This is a genomic window from Variovorax sp. 01T439_2 (assembly GCF_056398445.1).
In genome coordinates this window covers 1-4,184 of record NZ_JBFTPJ010000521.1, presented here as the reverse complement: position 1 = coordinate 4,184, position 4,184 = coordinate 1, and the positions used below count along the sequence as shown (strand labels likewise).

The following is a 4,184-nucleotide window of genomic DNA, read 5'->3' as shown; positions in this document are numbered from 1 at the left end:
CCAACCACCGCGGCGCGCAGCGCCGCGGTGGCTTGGTGGCCGAGCGAAGCAAAGGCCCGTGTGATTTGCCCTCCCCTCTGTATGCGCCGAGGAGCGCAGCGTTTCGCGGATCAGGGCTCGCAGCTGTTTGAGCCGAAGGCGAGTTCTGCGAGACCCCGCGAAACGCGAGCACCGCAGGTTGCCCGTAGCGAAGCGGAGGGTCGCAGACAGTGGGGTCGCCTTTTCTTTGGCTACTTTCTTTTGGCGAAGCAAAAGAAAGTAAGTCGCCCGCCGGGGCGAGTCCCGGCCCCCGAACCCAAAAAACCTAAGGCAAAGAAGGAGTCAACCGAATCCTCTCCACAGTCTCCCTCTCCACCGCCCCCCGGCTATAAACCAGCGGCACATACTTCCCCTCGAGCCAGAGCGGCGCCAGATCCCGATAGTGCGGACTGTCCGGATCCCCCGACTGCCCCGGCGTATTGATCGCCCGGGAGGCATCCCAATTCCCCACGTCCAGCACCATCCGGAACGAAGCTCCCGACGTGAGCTTGTAGTCATTGGCGCGGTAGCTGGCCGCCATCGGCGTGAACGCCGAGCCCGACATCGGCCAGTCGCCGACTTCCAGCTTCTTGCGCGTGGCCGCATCGACCACGCCGCCGAGCGGATGGCGGAACTCCGCGCGGTGCAGCGCGCCCCACTTCCACGCCGCCATGTCGGGCCCGAGCTTGGCCGTGAGCTCCTGCATCGCGGGCGGCAGGGTTTCGAGCAAGAGCGCATCGCGCTGCGCATCGCTCACCCAGCCGAAGGGGTTCTCCAGCAGCAGCAGCATGCGCGTGTTGTCCCCGGGTGCTGCCAGCGAGGCCGCGGCTTCGCCGGCACCGGCCTTGAGCACCGCCGCGCGCAGCGTCTTGGCGCTCCACACTTCATACAGCGCAGCGGCGGCGCTGTCGCGGTCCATGGTGCCGTCCCAGCCTTGCAACAGCCGCAAGCCGGCGGCCGTGCGGGCGTCGTCGCTGCGCAGGCCGGCCAGGAGCTTGAGCAGGCGCTGGGCCGGCGTGGCGACGATGTCGTTCTGCATGCGCTCCGAATCCTCGAGCGTGAAGCGCGAACCCGAGGCGGCCTTTTTCTCGAACAGTTCCTTGAGGCGGCGCGCACGCGCACCGTCGCTCCACTCGTAGCCGATGCCCTTCTTCGCGGCCGGATGATCGGGCGGAATGTTGTTCTCGTTCGCGGTCACGACGTAGCCGCGCGCAGGATTGAACTCCGAGGGCAGTTCGTCGCCGTTGCGAAAGCCCGACCACTCGTAGCGGCCATCGCCCGGCACCGGCATGAGGCCGTCCCAGTTGGGGCGGATCGGCGTGAGGCCGCCCGGTATCCAGCCGACGTTGCCATTGCGGTCGGCATAGACCTGGTTTTCGCCGGGTGCGCCCCAGCGGTGCATGGCGGCGCGGAACTGGTCCCAGTTCTGCGCGCGCATGTAGTCCATCGAACCGAAGTACGGCGCCATGCCGGGCTCGAGCCACGCAGCGCGCAGCGCGAAGGCACGCCGCTTGCCGGGCTCGGACAGCAGCACCGGGCCGTGGCGCGTGAAGGTGTTCACCACCTCGCGCGGCGCGCTCTCGCCGCGCACGGCAATGCGCTCGGTGACGCGGGTCATCGGCTCCCATCGACCCTGGTAGCGGTACTCGTTCGGGTTCCGGGGATTGAGCTGGTACACGTACAGGTCTTCCTGGTCCATGTAGAAGCGCGTGAGGCCGAAGGCGATGGTGCCGTTGTGGCCGATCGAAAGACCCGGCAGGAAGGGCTCGCCGGCACCGATGGCGTCCATGCCGGGCGCGCTGAGATGCGCCATGTAGCGCAGGCTCGGAGCGCCGTGGGCGCGGTGCGGATCGTTGGCAAGGATCGGACGCCCGGTGGCGGTGAGCTTCGGCGCGATGACCCAGTTGTTGCTGCCATAAGCGGCCGTCGGATCGCCTTGCAGCGCCTGCTGCTGCTCTTTCTCCTCCTCGGCACTGCGTGCTGCAGCTTCGGCGCTGCCGGGCTGCAGGAGCACGGACGCGGTCGCAGTGCCGGCCAGCCGTGTGTTGTCCTTGGTGAAGCGCGGCGGCTCGGTGGCGCGCATGTAGGCCGCGCGCAGCTCGGCCGCCGGGATGCTGCAGGGGTCGAACCCCACGGGCACCCTGGGCGTGACCGGTGGATCGAGCTCGCGGCGCAGCCAGTCGGCCTTGATGCCCTGGCCACCGGCACAGAAGGCGCGCGCCCGGTCGATCTCGGACGTGAAGTTGAGCGTGAGGCCGTGATGGCGGATGCGCACCACGTCCTCGGCCGACCAGGTCGACGGCTGGTAGCCCAGCAGCGCGAACTCCTTCGGCAGCAGCGCCGGCTGCGCACGCACCTGCGCCACATAGGCGTTGACGCCGGCCRTGAAGGCCTCGGCCACGCGCTTGGCATCGGAGCCGTAGGCCAGCCATTCGCGGTACATGTCGCCGCGGTAGAGCACGGCGCGCGCGGCGCGGTCGCTCTCGACCCAGGCGGGGCCGAAGTCCTTGGCCATCTCGCCCAGGCCGCGCTTGCGCCAGAGATCCATCTGCCAGAGCCGGTCGCGCGCGGCAATGAAGCCCTGCGCAACGAAAGCGTCGTAGAGCGTGCCGGCGTAGAGATGCGGCACGCCCCAGCGGTCGATCAGCACCTCCGCCGGCTTCTCCAGGCCGGGCACCGCGAAGGACGACGGCGCGCGCGGCGGCGTCTGCACATCGGGTGGTCCGGATGCGCAGCCCGCGAGCACCAGGGCCGCGAGCGCCGTGGCGCCAATGGAATGCCTTTGACCTGACGAGCGCCGCGACGTGGGGCGCAGGTGTCTTGTTCTCATGCGTCTTGTCTCCTGCCGGGTGGAATTTGGCAGCGCACAGTATCCCGATTTGCGCGTTCGCTGGGTGCTGCGAGGGATGACTTGTAGACTTCCTCCTACATGCAGCAAACACCCTCCTCTTCCTCCTGCAGCGGCTGGCTCGGCGGCGCGATCCGCCGCATCGAGGCCGACTACCAGCGCAGCGCCGACACGCACCTGATCCCGCTGCCGCTGCCCGCGCTCGCCGCGGCCGGCATCGACCTGTACCTGAAGGACGAATCGACCCATCCCACCGGCAGCCTCAAGCATCGGCTCGCGCGTTCGCTCTTTCTCTATGCGCTGTGCAACGGATGGGTGCGCGAGGGCACCACCATCGTCGAGGCCTCGAGCGGCTCGACGGCGGTCAGCGAGGCCTATTTCGCGCGGCTGCTGGGCCTGCCCTTCATCGCGGTGATGCCGCGCAGCACCTCGCCCGAGAAGGTGGCGCAGATCGCCTTCTACGGCGCGCGCTGCCACTTCGTCGACCATGCGGCGCAGGTCTACGAGGAAGCGCACGCGCTCGCCGAGCAGACCGGCGGCCACTACATGGACCAGTTCACGTACGCCGAGCGCGCCACCGACTGGCGCGGCAACAACAACATCGCCGAAAGCATGTTCCAGCAGATGGCGCGCGAGCGGCATCCGGTGCCGGCGTGGATCGTGGTGGGCGCAGGCACCGGCGGCACCAGCGCCACCATCGGGCGCTATCTGCGCTACCGCTGCCATGACACGCAGGTGTGCGTGCCTGATCCCGAGGGCTCGGTGTTCTCGGCCTACCACCGCAGCGGCGACGCCACGCTGACCGCGGCGGGCTCGCGCATCGAAGGCATCGGCCGGCCGCGCGTGGAGCCGAGCTTCATCCGTTCGCTGGTCGACCGGATGATCGAAGTGCCCAATCTCGATTCGGTGGCCGCCATGCACGCGCTCTCGGCGCTGCTCGGCCGCAAGGTGGGCCCGTCGACTGGCACCAACTTCGTCGGCATGCTGGCCATTGCCGGCGAGATGCGCGCGGCCGGCCGGCAAGGCTCCATTCTTTCGCTGCTGTGCGATGCGGGCGAGCGCTACCTGCCGAGCTATCACGATGCCGCCTGGGTGCAGAACGCGTTCGGCGACATCGGYCCGGCGCAGCAGCGCATCGACGCACTGGTTGCGGGGTGATGCCGCCGGCCGCGTTCTTTCACAAGCTCTCGCGCCGCAGCCTGCTGCTCGCGGCGCTGGCCGCCGCGCCCGCAAGCTGGGCGCTGCCCGCGCGCACGCTGCAGTTCCCGCGCGACTACGGCAGCCACCCCGATCTGCAGACCGAGTGGTGGTACATCAC

Annotated in this window: 2 protein-coding genes and 1 pseudogene; 2 read left to right on the top strand and 1 reads right to left on the bottom strand. The window is 69.0% G+C overall.

All coding sequences use genetic code 11. The features are described from left to right. Positions 1–304: 304 nt before the first annotated feature. Positions 305–2,848 (bottom strand): penicillin acylase family protein, encoded by a 2,544-nt coding sequence (locus AC1DOC_RS22140; RefSeq protein WP_478130488.1) that lies wholly within the window; start codon positions 2,846–2,848, stop codon positions 305–307. 99 nt (positions 2,849–2,947) lie between these two features. Here AC1DOC_RS22140 and AC1DOC_RS22135 point away from each other — a divergent pair, with 99 nt between their 5' ends. Together AC1DOC_RS22135 and AC1DOC_RS22130 are read left to right on the top strand one after the other, a co-directional pair. Then, positions 2,948–4,024, top strand: a complete 1,077-nt coding sequence (locus tag AC1DOC_RS22135; protein ID WP_278876033.1) for a PLP-dependent cysteine synthase family protein — start codon at positions 2,948–2,950, stop codon at positions 4,022–4,024. Then, a pseudogene (locus AC1DOC_RS22130) lies at positions 4,024–4,184 on the top strand (carotenoid 1,2-hydratase); the annotation flags it as partial. The gene AC1DOC_RS22135 and the pseudogene AC1DOC_RS22130, both read left to right, overlap by 1 nt.